Source organism: Pseudomonas monsensis (assembly GCF_014268495.2).
GTDB classification, from domain to species: domain Bacteria; phylum Pseudomonadota; class Gammaproteobacteria; order Pseudomonadales; family Pseudomonadaceae; genus Aquipseudomonas; species Aquipseudomonas monsensis.
In genome coordinates this window covers 3681711-3696394 of sequence record NZ_CP077087.1, presented here as the reverse complement: position 1 = coordinate 3696394, position 14684 = coordinate 3681711, and the positions used below count along the sequence as shown (strand labels likewise).

15 protein-coding genes are annotated in these 14684 nt (G+C 61.7%); 13 read left to right on the top strand and 2 right to left on the bottom strand.

Annotation, left to right across the window (positions count from 1 at the left end; genetic code table 11):
- Positions 1–36: 36 nt before the first annotated feature.
- From HV782_RS16245 to HV782_RS16190, 12 genes are all read left to right on the top strand, one after another.
- On the top strand, positions 37–1245 hold the full coding sequence (locus HV782_RS16245; protein ID WP_186747989.1) for a DSD1 family PLP-dependent enzyme: 1209 nt from the start codon (positions 37–39) through the stop codon (positions 1243–1245).
- A gap of 253 nt (positions 1246–1498) precedes the next feature.
- Positions 1499–2110 carry a transposase gene (locus tag HV782_RS16240; protein WP_186747971.1) on the top strand — a complete coding sequence of 204 codons (612 nt, stop codon included), beginning with the start codon at positions 1499–1501 and terminating at the stop codon, positions 2108–2110.
- A gap of 56 nt (positions 2111–2166) precedes the next feature.
- Positions 2167–3765, top strand: coding sequence for a ShlB/FhaC/HecB family hemolysin secretion/activation protein (locus tag HV782_RS16235; RefSeq protein ID WP_186747972.1), 1599 nt, complete (start codon positions 2167–2169; stop codon positions 3763–3765).
- 12 nt (positions 3766–3777) lie between these two features.
- Positions 3778–5574, top strand: coding sequence for a DUF2341 domain-containing protein (locus HV782_RS16230; protein ID WP_186747973.1), 1797 nt, complete (start codon positions 3778–3780; stop codon positions 5572–5574).
- A gap of 11 nt (positions 5575–5585) precedes the next feature.
- A complete protein-coding gene (locus tag HV782_RS16225; RefSeq protein ID WP_007915482.1) occupies positions 5586–6011 on the top strand; it encodes an ExbD/TolR family protein in 426 nt (141 codons plus the stop codon).
- A gap of 3 nt (positions 6012–6014) precedes the next feature.
- Entirely contained in the window at positions 6015–6719 is a 705-nt protein-coding gene (locus tag HV782_RS16220) for an energy transducer TonB family protein (protein WP_123469117.1), read from the top strand.
- A 54-nt stretch (positions 6720–6773) separates the two neighbouring features.
- Positions 6774–8474 carry a putative porin gene (locus HV782_RS16215; protein WP_186747974.1) on the top strand — a complete coding sequence of 567 codons (1701 nt, stop codon included), beginning with the start codon at positions 6774–6776 and terminating at the stop codon, positions 8472–8474.
- A gap of 18 nt (positions 8475–8492) precedes the next feature.
- Complete coding sequence (locus tag HV782_RS16210; protein WP_186747975.1) at positions 8493–9122, top strand: DNA repair protein; 630 nt, start codon at positions 8493–8495, stop codon at positions 9120–9122.
- A gap of 17 nt (positions 9123–9139) precedes the next feature.
- Complete coding sequence (locus tag HV782_RS16205) at positions 9140–9610, top strand: YbjN domain-containing protein (RefSeq protein WP_186747976.1); 471 nt, start codon at positions 9140–9142, stop codon at positions 9608–9610.
- Positions 9607–10548 (top strand): peptidylprolyl isomerase, encoded by a 942-nt coding sequence (locus tag HV782_RS16200; RefSeq protein WP_186747977.1) that lies wholly within the window; start codon positions 9607–9609, stop codon positions 10546–10548. The genes HV782_RS16205 and HV782_RS16200 overlap by 4 nt, the downstream gene beginning before the upstream one ends.
- 158 nt (positions 10549–10706) lie before the next feature.
- Positions 10707–11687: a LysR family transcriptional regulator gene (locus HV782_RS16195; RefSeq protein ID WP_128614496.1), complete on the top strand. Its 981-nt coding sequence runs from the start codon at positions 10707–10709 to the stop codon at positions 11685–11687.
- A gap of 105 nt (positions 11688–11792) precedes the next feature.
- Positions 11793–12311: a GNAT family N-acetyltransferase gene (locus HV782_RS16190; protein WP_128614497.1), complete on the top strand. Its 519-nt coding sequence runs from the start codon at positions 11793–11795 to the stop codon at positions 12309–12311.
- 1 nt (position 12312) lies between these two features.
- On the opposite strand, the gene HV782_RS16185 is transcribed toward HV782_RS16190, so the two are convergent.
- On the bottom strand, positions 12313–13005 hold the full coding sequence (locus HV782_RS16185) for an aspartate/glutamate racemase family protein (protein ID WP_186747978.1): 693 nt from the start codon (positions 13003–13005) through the stop codon (positions 12313–12315).
- Positions 13006–13208: 203 nt separating this feature from the next.
- Between HV782_RS16185 and HV782_RS16180 the strand changes: the two genes are divergently transcribed.
- The gene (locus HV782_RS16180; RefSeq protein WP_186747979.1) at positions 13209–13700 is read left to right on the top strand and encodes a hypothetical protein; all 492 of its coding nucleotides are present in this window, start codon (positions 13209–13211) and stop codon (positions 13698–13700) included.
- A 753-nt stretch (positions 13701–14453) separates the two neighbouring features.
- On the opposite strand, the gene HV782_RS16175 is transcribed toward HV782_RS16180, so the two are convergent.
- A complete protein-coding gene (locus HV782_RS16175; protein ID WP_128613641.1) occupies positions 14454–14672 on the bottom strand; it encodes a cbb3-type cytochrome c oxidase subunit 3 in 219 nt (72 codons plus the stop codon).
- Positions 14673–14684 lie beyond the last annotated feature (12 nt).

The window sequence follows — 14684 nt, the reverse complement described above, 5'->3', positions numbered from 1 at the left end:
GGTGTCGGCGCTTTGTTGCTCGGCGTCGGCGCATGGCTGAGGCCGGGTGATCGCGGCTCGCCTTACAGTGAATATTTCCGTGCGCTGAACCGTGAGCTCAAAGAGAAAGGGCCGATGCGCCCGGTGCTGCTGATTGATCTGGACCGCCTCGATCACAACATTGATGTGGTGATGCAGTCGGTGCAGCGCGGCGGCAAGCAGCTGCGCCTGGTGGAAAAGTCGCTGCCGTCGCCGGGGCTGTTGAGCTACATCGCGCAGCGTGCGGGGACGCAAAAGCTGATGTCGTTTCATCAGCCGTTTCTCAACCACGATGCGGTGACGTTCCCGCAGTCGGACATCTTGCTCGGCAAGCCGCTGCCGGTACGTTCCGCTGCGCTGTTTTATCAAACCCACAAGGGCCCGTTCGATCCGGGCAAGCAATTGCAATGGTTACTCGACAGCCCCGAGCGCTTACAGCAATACCTCGCGTTGGCTCAGGGGCTGGGCACGCGGATGCGGATCAACATCGAGCTGGACGTGGGACTGCACCGCGGCGGCGTCAGTGATGTGAATGTGCTGGGGCAGATGCTCGCGCTGATCAACGCCAACCCGCAGCATCTGGAATTCGCCGGGTTCATGGGCTATGACCCGTTCGTGGGCATGGGCGTGCCGGGGATTCTGGGTTCGCCCGAAGAGCTGTTTGCCAAGGTCATGGTGATTTATCAGCGTTGCGTGGATTTCACTCGCCAGCAATTTCCGGCGTTGTGGCACGACGGTTTGTGCCTGAATACCGCCGGCAGCCCGAGTTATCGCATCCATGAAAACGAAACGCTCAGCAGCGAAGTCTCGGTGGGCACGGCGATGCTCAAACCGACGCACTACGACTTGCCGTCGTTGGTCGAGCACGTGCCGGCAGCCTACATCGCCACGCCGGTTTTGAAGAGCACGGGCGCGGTGAATATTCCGGCGCTGGATAACAAGTCGAGACTGTTCTCGTGGTGGGATCAGAACCAGCGCCAGACCTTTTTCATTTACGGCGGCAACTGGATGGCCGAGTTCGAATCGCCGCCCGGATTGCAAAGCAACAGTGTCTACGGCCGAAGTTCGAATCAGGAGATGGTTAACGGCTCCAGTGCCGTTGGCCTGACAGTCGAAGACCAGGTTTTCCTGCGGCCAACCCAGACCGAAGCCGTCCTTCTGCAATTCGGTGATTTGCTGGCGGTGCGCAACGGCAAAATCGTCGACACCTGGCCTGTCTACACCTGATCCAAAATCCCCCCTGTAGGAGTGAGCCTGCTCGCGATAGCGTCCTGTCAGCTGATATTTATTGTGCTGACATACCGCTATCGCGAGCAGGCTCACTCCTACATTGGATGTGTGTACACCCACACGCTGTAATGAAGCTTTTATGACAAAAGTTCGGTAGCACATAGCCAGTCCGGTCATGCCTATGTAACGCGCTTGAGGAGCCCGACAGGGCGCTTTTCACAAGCCGAGGCGGGACGCCGGGAGTGAGGCAATGGGGACTATGGAACGCTACTCGAAAGTGGGCATGCAGGAACTCGATCAACGTCTGTCGAAGATCGTTGAAGCCGCGCGCAAGAAGCCGGTGTCGGTGTATCGCTACGGCGCACCGTGGGTCTGGATCGTTTCGCAGGATGACTGGCAGGGCGCCTTGAAAGAGGTCTCCAGCTACATTCCGCCGGGCCATTCGCTGGTGTTGCTGCGCCCGCAGATCGACGATTTGCTCGACGCCCACCAGGGCCTTCTGCACGACCTCAATGCCGAGCCCGGCATGCTCATTCCCGCGCAAACGGTCATGCACATTCTGCTTCTGCAACTGCTGTATTCGGTGCCCAGCGAACAGCAACTTTACGAACAGCTCAATTACAACCTGCTGTTCCGCTGGTTCGTCGGCCTGGGCCTGAACCAGAAAGTCTGGAGCTTCAACGTCCTCAGTCGCGACATCGCCACGCTGCTCAACGAGCCGCGCGCGGTGCTGCTCATTCAAAAAATCATCGGCGAAGTGTTCTGCGGTGCCTTGCTGCAAATGCCCGAGTTCTCCTTGAACTTCGCGCTGTTGCACACGTGGCTGGGCAAGCACGCCTGCGCTTCGACAGCCAGCAATTGACGCCATACACGCGGCGTTCAAAACGCCAACAGGTCATCGCGAATTCAGGGGGTAGTGTGGAACCGATTTTCAAGTCACGGCTGGCGCTGTGGGGCTGGCTGCTGGTGACGGCGGGTGCGCAGCCGGTATTGGCCGAAGAGGCTGGCGAAAGCGCGGCGGCGCAGCGTCTGGTCGACGTCAACGAATACTTCGTGCGTGGCAACACCGTGCTCGATGCGCGGGCGATCGAGGAGGCGGTGTATCCGTTTCTCGGCCCACAAAAAGCCCTGAGCGACATCGAAGGCGCACGGGATGCGTTGCAGAAGGTTTATCAGCAGCGCGGCTATCAGTCGGTGTTCGTCGAGTTGCCGGAGCAAGCCGTGGCCGACGGCATCGTTTATCTGCAAGTCAGCGAAACCAAGGTCGGCCGGGTGCGTGTGGTCGGCGCCAAACACTATTCGCCGCTGGACATCCGCGACAACGTCCCGGCGCTGAAAGAAGGCGAGGTGCCGGACTTCGCCAAGGTGCAAGGCGAGCTGGCGCAACTCAACAAAACCCCGGGCCGGCAAGTGATGCCGTTGGTGCGCGAAGGCCAGCGCCCCGGCACCATGGACGTCGATTTGCAGGTCGAAGACCAGAACCCGTGGAGCGCCAGCGTCGGCCTCAACAACGACTACAGCGCCGACACCGAAAAGCTCCGCGCCGTGACCAGCCTCGGCTACAACAACCTCTGGCAGCTCGGCCACAGCATTAACCTGACGTACTTCACCGCGCCGCAGGACACCGATAACGCCAAGGTCTGGTCGGGTTCCTACACCGCGCCGTTGACCGAGCGCTGGAGCGTGCAGTTCTCCGGATACCAGTCCGACAGCAACGTCGCCACCATCGGCGGCAGCAACGTGCTCGGCAAGGGCCACAGCTATGGCGTGTCGGCGATCTACACACTGCCATCGAGTGGCAACTGGTCGAACTCGCTGTCGGCCGGCATCGACTTCAAGGACTTCGACGAGCGCCTGACGCTGTCCGGAGAAAGCGACAAGGTGCCGCTGCAGTACGCGCCGTTCACCTTCGCCTACAACGGCTTCCGTTACACCGAAAAGAGTCAGCTCGGCCTCGGCCTGAGCCTGGTCGCCGCCACTCGCAGCATCTTCGGCTACGGCAGTTCTGACGAGGATTTCGACTACAAACGCTATCGCGCCAAACCGAGTTTCGCCGTGCTCAAGGGCGATACCAATTACACCTGGACCTTCGACAGCGACTGGCAGAGCGCAAGCAAAGCCGCATTCCAGCTGGCCTCGGGGCCCTTGGTGTCCAACGAACAATTCTCCGCCGGCGGCGCGACCTCGGTGCGTGGCTACCTGGCCGCCGAACGCACCGCAGATGACGGCTTGCTGCTCAGTCAGGAAGTGCGCACGCCGTCACTGGCCAAATACGCCGGCAGCTGGATGCAGGACTGGCGCTTCTACGCCTTTGCCGAAGGCGCGCAGTTGTACCTGCGCGACGAACTGCCAGACCAGGACGCCAGTTACGCCCTGGCCAGTGTCGGCCTCGGCACCCGCGCCAGCCTGAGCAAATGGCTGTCCGGCAGCCTCGACTGGGGCTACCCGCTACTCGAAGGGCCGAACACCTCGAAACAGGAATCGCGCCTGCACTTCAACCTTCAAGCCACTTTCTAAAGGAGCACGTTCATGCAGCGTCTCATTCTTTCGTTGTTGATCTGCCTGGGCTTCGTGCTCCCGGCCACGGCTCAGGCCTGGTGGCAGGACGACTGGCACTACCGCAAACAGATCGCCGTCGACACCACACCGCAAGGTGCCGCGATCAATCAGCCGCTGGGCCGTACCGCGCTGTTGGTGCGCCTGCATACCGGCAACTTCACCTTCGATGGCGTCAAGGAAGACGGCTCGGATCTGCGTTTCGTCGCTGCCGATGACAAGACCGTGCTCAACCACCAGATCGAAAGTTTCGATGCGCTGATGGGCATGGCGCTGATCTGGGTCGATGTGCCGAATGTCGAGGGCGGGCAGCGTCAGGACATCTGGATGTACTACGGCAACCAGAAAGCTCCGGCCACCGGCAACGGTCAACTGACCTTCGACCCGAACTACACCGCGCTGTATCACTTCGACGGCGCCACCGGCACCCCGGCCAAAGACACCACGGCCTACGGCAACACCGCGCAGAGCGCGACCGGCGCGGCAATCGACGGTGTAGTCGGGCGCGCATTGCAGTTCAGCGGCCAACCGTTGCTGCTGCCGGCCAGTCCATCGCTGCAACATAACGCCGGCAGTGCGTTCACCTTCAGTGCCTGGCTGCGCCTGGATCAGGCCGGCGGCGAGCAACTGATTCTGGCCCGCCGTGAGGGCGCCAACAGCCTGCTGGTCGGCGTTAATCAAGGCGTGCCGTTCGTGGAGATCGACGGCCAACGTGCGCTCGCCACTCAACCGCTGAATCCGGGCCAATGGCAGCATGTCGCGCTGACCGCTGAAGGTTCGAAAGTCACCCTGTACATCAATGGTCGTGAAGGCGCGACCCTCGCTCAGGCAATGCCGGCATTCAACTCGGTAATGGCCATCGGCGCCGATCTGCACGAAGGTCCGTTCCAGCCATTCGCAGGCGCCATAGACGAACTGCGCCTGTCAAAAGTCGCCCGTCCGGCGCCGCTGCTGCTGGCTGATGCCACCTCGCAAGGTGCCGAGTCGAAACTGGTGGCTTATGGTGTCGATGAAGAACAGTCCGGTTTCGGTTTCGGCAGCCTCGGTTTCCTGCTCAACGCCGTGCCGGTGGACGCCTGGGTGATCATCGCGGTGCTGGTGCTGATGATGTTCCAGTCGTGGATCATCATGCTGCGCAAGAACCACACCCTCAGCCGCGTCAGCAAGGCCAACGAAGACTTCCGCGAGCAGTTCGCCAAGGTCGGCACGCGCCTGGAAATGTTCGCCGACGACGCGCAGCTCGCCCAGCGTCTGCAGCACTCGCCGCTGTGGCGCCTGTACTCGGTAGCGGTCAAGGAGATCCGCACCCGCCGCGAGCAGGGCGCCGATACCTCGTCGGTTTCCGCTGCAACCATCGAAGCGATTCGCTGCTCGATGGACGGTGTGCGCACCCGCGAGAACCAGGCCCTCAGCTCGAAACTCTCGACCCTGTCCAACGCCATTGCCGGCGGCCCGTACATTGGTCTGCTCGGCACCGTGCTGGGGATCATGGTGGTGTTCCTCGGCACCGCGATGGCCGGCGACGTCAACATCAATGCCATTGCACCGGGTATGGCCGCCGCTTTGCTCGCAACCGCCATGGGCCTGTTCGTCGCCATTCCGGCGCTGTTTGGCTACAACCGCCTGATCACCCGCAACAAGGAAGTCAGTGCCGACATGCGCGTGTTCGTCGACGAGTTCATCACCCGCCTGGCGGAGATGCACGGCGAGAGCCAGTTCAGTGAGTCGTCGCATCGCGGCCATCACGCCAACCATTCCGTACCGGCCTGAGGAGCACTGACATGGCGTCCGTAAATGCCTCCCACGACGATGACGAAGATGCCGCAGTGGACAGCATCAACATCACCCCGCTGGTCGATGTGCTGATGGTGGTGCTGGTGATGTTCATCCTCACCGCCACTGCGCAGGTCTCGGGGATCCAGATCAACCTGCCCAAGGCCAGCGCCTCCGTGTCGCTGTCCGAAGCCAAGACCAAGGCGATTTCGGTCAATGACGGCGGGCAGGTGTTTCTCGACGCTTACCCGGTGACCCTGGCCGAACTCGAAGAACGTCTGCGCATCGAGAAGGCGCAGAGCCCGGATTTCCCGGTGATCGTGCGCGGCGACGCCACGGTGCAGTACCAGAAAGTCATTGAAGTGCTGGATCTGTTGCGCCGGCTTGAACTGTCCCAGGTCGGTCTCGTCACCGGCAAACCGAGTCAGGGCTGAGTCATGACCGCACAACTCCCGATCGAGCCGTTGCCGGTGAAAAGTCCCGTGCGGCGCTACGTGAAGTGGGGCGCCGGGCTGCTGATCGGCGCTGTCGCGGCGTGGTTCCTCTGGCAGTGGGCCAACGACATGAGCGGCATCCGCCGCGAAGCGCCGAAGGTGCCGATGATCATTCCGTTACCGCCACCGCCCCCCCCGCCGCCGGAAAAACCACCGGAGCCGGAAACCCCGGTGGAAGAGAAAATCGTCGAGCCCGAACCGACGCCCGAGCCGCAAGAGGTCAAGCCCGAGGAAGAAGCGCCGCCATCGCCGGCGGACGACCTGGCCAACCCGATGCAAATGGACGGCGATGCGCAGTCCGGCAATGACGCGTTCAACATCGGCGCGGGCAAGGGCGGCGGCATGGCCGGCGCGGGTGGCGGGCGTTTGGGCACGGGGACGTACAGCCAGTTCCTCGCTTTCACCTTTCAACGCCTGCTGCGTGAGAACCCGGATCTGCGCAACCTCGCGTTTTCGCTGCAGGCCGATGTGTGGCTGAGCGGCGTCGGCGAGATCACTCGCGTGGAGCTGATCAAGTCCAGCGGCAACCCCGAGATCGACACCCAGGTACTGGCGGCGCTGCGCAACGCGCCGCACTTAAGCGAACGGCCGCCGGCCTCCATGACTTTGCCTGTGCGCCTGTCCCTGCAAGGGCGGCGTCCGGGTTAACCCCATTTATTTATCGCCAAGCATTCAAGCTTTGCCAAAAGGAGTTGTGTGCAGATGATTTCCAATGTGAATCGATTGTCTCTGGCGGTCGGCATGGTCATCGCGACCCTGGTCGGTCAGGCCGCGGCAGCGCCTGCGCCCGCGCCTTCGGAGAACGCCACGATCAATCTGATCCGCTTGCTGGTCGAGCAGGGCATTCTGAAACAGGACAAGGCCGATGCGCTGATCGCCCAGGCGCAGAACGAAGCGAACCAGGCGAAACAGGCGGCGTCCACCGCCGTGGCGGCCGGACCGGTTGCCGCGCCGGGCGATGTGCGTGTGCAATATGTACCGGCGGCGGTGCGCGACCAGATCCGCGATCAGGTCAAGGCCGAAGTCATGGCCACCGCCAAACAGGAAAACTGGGCCGCGCCGAATACCTTCCCGGACTGGGCCTCGCGCATCAGTTTCGACGGCGACATTCGCCTGCGCGACGAATCGCGCTACTACTCGGACAGCAACAGCAACGAGATCGTCGACTTCGCCAAGCTCAACAACAATGGCCCGTACGACGTTAACCCGAACAGCAGCACCAATCTGCCGCCGCTGCTCAACACCCGTGAAGACCGGACCAACCAGTTCCGTATTCGTGCGCGGCTGGGCATGAAAGCGGTGATCTCGCCGGAATGGACCGCCGGCATTCGCATCGGCACCGGTTCGGACAACAACCCGGTATCGACCACGCAAAGCCTCGGCGGCGGTTTTGCCAAAAAGGACATCTGGCTCGATCAGGGCTACCTGAACTGGAAACCTACCGATGAGCTGACGCTGACCGGCGGGCGCTTCGCCAACCCGTTCATGTCCACCGACATGCTGTATTCCAACGACCTCAATTTCGACGGCGTTGCCGCGATTTTCGACCACAAGCTCAACCACGACTGGGGCGTGTTCGGCACCGTCGGTGCGTTCCCGGTGGACTACACCAACGACACCGCCAGCAGCAACGGCTTCGACAAGGAAGAGAGCGACAACAAGTGGCTGTACGGTGCGCAGATCGGCGCCAAGTGGGCGATCAACAGCAACAACCGCCTCAAGGGTGCCTTGGCCTACTACCGTTTCGACGACATTCAAGGCCAGCGCTCCAGCCCTTGCGAGCCGTGGGCCGGTGCACCGGGCTGCGACAGCGACGGCAGCCGCGCGGCGTTCATGCAGAAGGGCAACAGCGTGTTCCTGCTGCGTGACATCACGCCGAACCCGCTCAACCCGACGACCACGCCGCAGCCGCAATTCGTGGGGCTGGCCTCCGAATTCAACCTGCTCGATCTGAACCTGGTCTGGGATGCCGACCTGCCGCAAGACTTCAAGCTGCGCAGTCAGGGCAACTACATCCACAACCTCGCGTATGACGAAGGCGACATGCGCAAGCGCTCGGCCGGGCAGATCGTCAACAACCTCGACAGCGACGGCAACGTCGAAAGTGGCGCCAATGCGTGGATGGTGCAGTTCACCCTCGGCAGCGCGCTGGACCTGAAAAAGCAGGGCGACTGGAACATGTTCGCCGGCTACAAGTACATCCAGCCCGACGCCTTGCCGGACGGCTTCAACGACTCGTCGTTCCACCTCGGCGGCACGAACGCCAAGGGCTATTTCCTGGGCGGCAACTACGGTCTGGCGAAGAACGTTTATGCGACCGGTCGCTGGATGAGCACCGAGGCGGTGTATGGCGCGCCGTTCGACATCGACGTCTTGCAGCTTGAGATCAACACGCGCTTCTAAGGCGCCCGGAGAACAATCATGCACGCACGAGTTTTACTGTTGGGGCTGAGTTTTTTCATTGCACAAGGCGCCCATGCCGAAGGCATGGAAGAGCGCCTGCGCACCCAGTTGCGCAGCACCACCCAGCAGTTGCAGGCCCTGCAAAGTCAGCAGGCCCAGGCCAGCGCCGCGCAACTGGCGGCGCAAAACGAGGCCAAGGCCGCACAGGCGCAGATCAAGCAATTGACCGCCGAACTGGCCAAGGCCAAGGGGCTCGCCGAGCAACTGGCCGGGCAACAGCAGAGCCTGCACAGCCAGGCCCAGGCACAAGTGGCGGCCAGTGCCGAGCAGACCGGCAAGTTCAAAAAGGCCTACGACGAGTTGCTGGTCATGGCCCGCGCCAAAGAGGCAGAACGGTCTAAGCTTCAGGCGCAATTGGCTGAACGTGACACACAAGTGCAGCAATGTTCAGTCAAGAATCAGCAGATGTACGGCGTCGCCAAGCAAATCCTCACCGCCTACGAAAACATCGACGTGGCCGAGGTGATGAAAATTCGCCAGCCCTTCGCGGACAGCGCCCGGGTCAAGTTCGATGAACTGGCCCAGGGGTTTGGCGACGAGCTCTACAAGACTCAATTCGACGCGCCGCAAGCTGCGCTCACGCACTGATAAACAAGGAAGAAAATATGACTCAATTGATCACCCACGTTTCCCCGCAATCGCTGACCGACGTCCTGCAAGCAGCGGGTTATCGCGTCAACCAGACCGAACAGAACGGCATCGTGCAGTTGCTCAGTGCCAGCCAGGGCATCGGCTATGCCGTGCGCTTCGGCAACCCGGCGGTGGAGCAGGGCAGCTACGTCGATTTCACCTTCAGCTGCGCGCTGCGCGTGCAGGGTGAGTTGCCGCAGGGCGTGGCCGAACAATGGAACGCCACCCGCCGTTTTGCGCGGTTGTCGTTGCAGGGCGAGTTTCTGGTGATGGAAATGGACGTGGTGGTGGCGGCCGGCGTGAGCAACGATCACCTGCGTGGCAATCTGGAATTGTGGGATCGCCTGCTGCAGGAATTCATTGTCTACCTGCGTGATTTCAGCCAGGCCGCGCAAGCCTCGACCGCCAAAGTCGCCGTCGCCGAGCAAGAGGAAGTCGCGCTGTGAAAAAACCTGCCATGGTGATCGGCGTCGGGGCAGTGGCGCTGTTGGTGGTGGCCGTGGCGCTGGTGCTGCGGCCGGGAAGTGCCCCGGTCGCGGCCCAGCAATCGGCGCCGGCGGTGGCGGCGGGGCCGGCAGTGGCGCGATTGGGCAATCAACAGGTCACGCCTGCGGAGTTGCAGGCGTTGCTGGCAACGGTGCCGCCCGCCACCCGCGAGCAATTGCGCGGCAATCGTGAGGCGCTGGAGCGCTGGATTCGTACGCGTCTGGCGGAAAAAGCCGTCCTCGAACAGGCCGATGCCCAGGGGTGGGCGCAGCGTCCGGAGGTGGCACGACAGACCCGTGCGGCGACCGAGCAGATTGTCTTTCGTGACTACTTGCGTTCAGTCAGCGAAGTGCCGGCGGACTACCCGAGTGCGGCCGAATTGCAGCAAGCCTATGACGCCGGCAAAGCCAATTGGCAGACCCCGCCGCTGTATCGGGTCAGTCAGATTTTCCTCGGGGTGAATGACCCGCAGAACCTGGAGAGCGTGCGCAAACAGGCTGCCGAACTGAGTAAAAAGGCTCAGGCGTCACCGGGGGGATTTGCCGCGCTGGCGACTCAGTACTCGCAGGATCGCGCCAGCGCTGAACGTGGCGGCGACACGGGGCTGCAACCGTTGCAGCAACTGGTGCCGGAAGTTCGCGGTGCCGTCGCCCGGCTGAAAGTCGGCGCGGTGTCCGACCCGGTGCAAAGTGCGGCCGGGTTCCATGTGATCAAACTCACTGAACAACAACCGGCGCGTACCGCGACACTGGACGAACTGCGCGATCAACTGACTCAGGCCTTGCGTGCCCAGCGTCAGGAGCAGATCGCCCAGGCTTATCTGGACGGGATGCTCAACACGGCAACGCTGAGCATCGACGGGGCCGAACTGAACAAGGTCCTCGAAACCAAGCCCTAGAAAACCCGTACACCACAACCCCTGTAGGAGTGAGCCTGCTCGCGATAGCGGTGTGTCAGGCAAAGAGATGTCAGGTGTGCCGATGCTATCGCGAGCAGGCTCACTCCTATAGGGGCTCTGCGTAATGCCTAAATACAAAGATCGACAGGGAGTCATCGATGTCATTCACCGAACCCGCAGGACGACAGGGCAGCGCCGACTACCGTTGGGCGCAGGAGGCCAGTGAACCCTGGCTGGCGCAGGCCGCGACCATCCCTGCAGAGGTCGCCCGTTACTTTCTGGTCAGCGCCCGCTGCGGCTGCTTCATGCAGGCTGCGCGCAGCCTCAATGTGCGCTCGACCTTGCTGCGCAAACAGCTGGCACAGCTTGAACAGGAATTGCAGCACACGCTGTTCAGCTTTCAGGGCAGCGCCCTGAGTCTCACCCGCGAAGGCCAGCAGCTACAGGCCAAACTGGTCGCGCTGGCCAACGAACGCAAACTCCCGGTGATCGAGCAACCGCTGATTCGCCTGGCCGTCGCCGAATCGATCCTGCATGACATCCTCGGCCGCGACCTGATCGCGTTACTGAGGCGCAACGCCAGCGTGCGTCTGGAAATCATCGCCCTCGACAGCGAACTGTCCCTGCGCGCCGTCAGCGCCGACATCGTGCTCTGGCTGGCCCATGGCGACACACCGTACCCGGGCCCGACCTTTGCGATTTCCAAGCCGCAGCGCCTCGCACGGCTGGACTATCTGCCGCACATCGCCAAACGTTACTCACGCGTCACTGCCCGCCCGGCCAGCGCCGAAGACCTCGCCGATTTCATGCTGGTGCAATGGCAGCACGACCGGCAGATCGGCAGTTTCCAGCCATGGAACCAACTGGTCGAACAGCGTCTGGCCGGCGTGGTGCAGATGCAGTCCTACGAGCTGATGCTGGAAATGATCCGCTGCAGCGCCTGCATCGGTTTGCTCCCGGCGTACATGAGCCGCTTCGACCGGGGGCTGGTCGCGTTGCCGGGTTTGTTTGACGAACCGATGCAGTTGCAGGCGTGGCTGGCGGTCAATGCGCAAACCCAGACAGTGGAAGAAGTGCAGGCACTGGTCGAACTGATCCACCACACCTTCGACGAACGCCACGAATGGTTCCAGCCCTGACCCCAATCCCTGTAGGCGTGAGCCTGCAAGTGGTTACCGCTGGCAGATGAGGTGATCGGCGGTTTAGAGTCATTGGCCACACATTCGATCCAGGAAGGATCCACCATGCCCGAGCACACTCCCGCCATCAAAATCGAACGCTTCAACGAATCGCACATCGAGGGCGTTACCGCGCTGTACAACGACCCGGCCGTGACCCGGCAGGTGTTGCAGATGCCGTTCCAGTCCACGGAAGTCTGGCGCCAACGGCTAATGGCGGACAACGAGCGGGCGGTGAAGCTGGTGGCACTGCATCAGGGGCAGGTGATCGGCAATCTGGGCCTGGAAGGCTACTCGCGGATTCGCCGCAGCCACGCCGGCAGCATCGGCATGGGCGTCGCCGTGGCGTGGCAGGGCAAGGGTGTCGGTTCGACGCTGCTGGCGGCGGCACTGGATGTCGCCGACAACTGGATGAACCTGCACCGCGTCGAGCTCACGGTCTACGCCGACAATGAAGCGGCCATTGGTTTGTACCGCAAGTTCGGCTTCGTTGACGAAGGCCTGTTTCGCGACTATGCGGTGCGCGACGGGCAATGGGTCGACACCCTGAGCATGGCCCGTCTGCGCACGCGTCCCACCGCCTGACTCAATCGCCCAGTGCGAACGCCACTGCCGACTGCGCATGCAGTTCGGTGGTGTCGAGCAGGGGCAGGGCGCTGTGCTCGGGTTTGATCAGCAGGCCGATTTCCGTGCAGCCGAGGATGATCGCCTGGGCACCACGGGCAGTCAGGGACTCGATCACTTGCCGGTAAATCTGGCGCGAGGCCTCGCTGATCACCCCCACGCACAATTCTTCGTAGATGATCCGGTGCACATCCTTGCGTTCGGCTTCGTCCGGCACCAATACCGTCAAACCCCGGGCAAGCAGACGCTGCTTGAGAAAGTCCTGTTCCATGGTGAAGGCTGTGCCGAGCAACCCGACCGTGCGTGCATCAATCTCCAGCGCAGCGCTCGCCGCCGGCTCGGCAATGTGCAAAAACGGAATGTTGATCGCTGCCTGAATCTGTTCGGCGACCTTGTGCATGGTGTTGGTACACAGCACCACGCATTCGGCGCCGCCCGCTTCGAGGCGGCGTGCGGCGTCCACCAGAATCGCCGCCGCATCGTCCCAGCGCCCGGCGTGCTGAGCCTGTTCGACAGGGCCGAAGTCAACGCTGTACATCAGCATTTGCGCCGAGCGCAACGGGCCGAGACGATCACGGACCTGTTGATTGATGAGGCGATAGTATTCGGCGCTGGACTCCCAGCTCATGCCGCCGATCAGGCCGATGGTACGCATTGGACTTCCTCTGATGATGCCCGTTGCGAAAAGTCGGGCGCCGGCAGAGTGTCCATTTGTTCAGTGCCTTGTGCCAGTGCAAAACAACTGTACCGCCGAACCTCTCGCAAAGTGTCACGGTGCCCGCTGGCGAGGTTAAACGTACGCCGGCGCTGCGATCTGTCACTATCGGCTCTTGCAGGTTCTCTCAGAGGAATGTACCGATGAACGACGTACAACAACTGGGCGAAATGCTTCGCCACTATGCCGAAAGCGAAGCGCACAAGAAGCAACTGTTCGAATCCCAATCGGCGGTGTGGACGGCGCGGATTACCGAACTGTTCGGCAATATCCAGCAATGGCTGGAACCGGTACAGGCCCCGCATCTGCTGGAGGTGAACCGCGAAGCGTATGTCGCTTTCGGGCCGAGCACGCCGGTGGAAACCTCGACCTTCAAGACTGAAAAGCTGAGCATCCTGATTGCCGGCAAACCGGTGGAGTTCGTGCCCGATGTGATGGGCAGCGCCGGACAGATTTCCCTGGCGGTGATGGGCCTGACGGCAGCGCGCTATGGCAGCATTTCGCTGGTCGGGTTGCCGGACGGCGAGTGGCAGTGGCGCAAGACCAATGGTCTGAAGGACCCGGACACGTTTGCCTTTGACGCCAACTTTCTTGCGCAGCAATTGCAGAGCCTGATTCCTCGCGATCGCTTTTAAGATCAAGGGCTTACCCCCCCTCACCCCAGCCCTCTCCCCCAGGGGGGAGAGGGGGGAAGGGGGCAGACCGAGTGCTGTTCAAAACCTGAGTTCGACTCAATATTTCAGGTCGGTGTAGTTCGCATAACTACTCGGTCAGTTCCCTCTTCCCCAGGTGGGTGTGGGGAAAGGGGGCAGGCCGAGTGCTGTTCAAAACCTGAGTTCGACTCGATGTTTCAGGTCGGTGTAGTTCGCCTAAACTACTCGGTCAGTTCCTTCTCCCCAGGTGGGTGTGGGGGAAAGGGGGCAGACTGAGTGCTGTTCAAAACCTGAGTTCGACTCGATATTTCAGGTCGGTGTAGTTCGCATAACTACTCGATCAGTTCCCTCTCCCTCCGGGGGGCGTGGGGGAAAGGGGGCAGGCCGAGTGCTGTTCAAAACCTGAGTTCGACTCGATATTTCAGGTCGGTGTAGTTCGCCTAAACTACTCGGTCAGTTCCCTCTTCCCCAGGTGGGTGTGGGGGAAAGGGGGCAGACCGAGTGCTGTTCAAAACCTGAGTTCGACTCGATATTTCAGGTCTGTGTAGTTCGCATAACTACTCGGTCAGTTCCCTCTTCCCCAGGTGGATGTGGGGGAAAGGGGGCAGACCGAGTGCTGTTCAAAACCTGAGTTCGACTCGATATTTCAGGTCGGTGTAGTTCGCCTAAACTACTCGGTCAGTTCCCTCTCCCTCTGGGAGAGGGCTAGGGTGAGGGCAACCCGGCTGACACCCCTCACATCTCGAGATTGACCCACCCCGGCTTCGCCACCTCCGGCGCCACCGCTTTCACAGTCTTGCCGGTGGCCATCTCCACCCGCCGCGCCACCTCCGGGTCATCGGCAAACGGCACCATGCTCGCTTCATCCAGACTGTCCGCCGTCTCCCGCCGCAAGCAGTACTCCACCGCCAGCCACAGAAACACCACGCCCAACACATTGAAAAAAATCTCCATCACGACCGGCTC